The following is a 1,198-nucleotide window of genomic DNA, read 5'->3' as shown; positions in this document are numbered from 1 at the left end:
TTGCTGCAAGATGCCGAGCGCCGCCCCGGCCAGCAGGGTGACAACCAAGCGGGGCAGCCAGCTGAAATGCACCACCGCTTGGCTGACGTCAGCCAGATTGGGGGCGAACAGGCTCTGCCACCAGAGCGCACCGGGCAGCTGGCGAGCTAGCTCCCAATATGCGAGCAAGAGGGTCAACCCCAGCAGGATCGAGACTGGCCGCAGCAGCGGCGATGTGAGCAGGCGCTTCATCGGCCAGCCTCCATGCGCTCGGCATCTTGCAGCAATGCATCGCTGAGCAGACCGGCGAAACGGCGGGCGGCAAGTACGCCGCCAAAACTCCAGACCGCAGGCAGATGCAGCACGGGGGCTTGGCGTACCAGCGGCAGATGCTGCCACAGCCCAGGCTCCTGCAGCCGTTCGCTCACTCCGACCGGAATGGGCTCGACCACCACCAGCCGCGCGGTTGGCAAGGTCATAAACTGCTCGATGCTGACCACCGAGAAACCCCAGTCATTGGTCTGCTCCTGCCAGCCATTACGCAGCCCGAGCCGCGTCATCACCGCATCGAACAGGCTGTGGCGACCAAACACCCGCACATGGCGCTCATCGATAAACTGCACCACCAGCAGGGGTGGCAGATCCGCAGGCAATCCGGCCTTCATACTGGCCAGTTCCTGATCCAACCCGGCCAGCAGCCGTTCGCCCTCGGCGGTTTTGCCCACCATGCGGGCGAGGGTCAGGGTCACCTCGTGCAGCCGCTGCCACGGATCGGTTTGCCCATCATAGAGGGCAATAGTGCTCACCGGCGCGATGCGGGAAAGAGTTCGTGCCAGCGGAGCCGTCAGCGGCGAGATGAGGATGCGATCGGGTTTGAGCTCCGCCAGCAGCTCGCGGTTGGGCTGGGTGCGCAGGCCGATATCCACCACCTCGGCGGGTAGCCGTGGCTCGCCGACCCATGCCTGATAGGGGCCTGCATCCCCCACCGCCAGCGGCGTCACCCCGAGCGCCAGCAAGGTTTCGGCAATGGTCCAGTCGACAGTGGCGATACGGGGTAGCGGTGCAGAGGCGATCGGGGATGTGTCGGCCTGCGCCGCTAGTGGCAGCAGCAGGCTAATAAGGCAGGGTGCCATCTTCTTCAATAAACGGTTCAAGAGAGCCCCCCGGTCAGACGATGGCGATGGCGTGGTCATAGGCCGGGTGGCGAATGACCTCCATC

1 protein-coding gene and 1 pseudogene are annotated in these 1,198 nt (G+C 64.9%); both read right to left on the bottom strand.

Annotated features, from left to right (window positions below; genetic code table 11):
- Positions 1–231: pseudogene (locus CUC53_RS18195) on the bottom strand (Fe(3+)-hydroxamate ABC transporter permease FhuB); the annotation flags it as partial.
- The gene (locus CUC53_RS18190) at positions 228–1,112 is read right to left on the bottom strand and encodes an ABC transporter substrate-binding protein (protein ID WP_100295398.1); all 885 of its coding nucleotides are present in this window, start codon (positions 1,110–1,112) and stop codon (positions 228–230) included. The gene CUC53_RS18190 and the pseudogene CUC53_RS18195, both read right to left, overlap by 4 nt.
- Positions 1,113–1,198 lie beyond the last annotated feature (86 nt).

The sequence above is a fragment of the Aeromonas cavernicola genome (genome assembly GCF_002795305.1).
GTDB classification, from domain to species: Bacteria; Pseudomonadota; Gammaproteobacteria; order Enterobacterales; family Aeromonadaceae; genus Aeromonas; species Aeromonas cavernicola.
The sequence above is the reverse complement of the archived record's forward strand: the minus strand, read 5'-3'. Positions and strand labels throughout refer to the sequence as shown.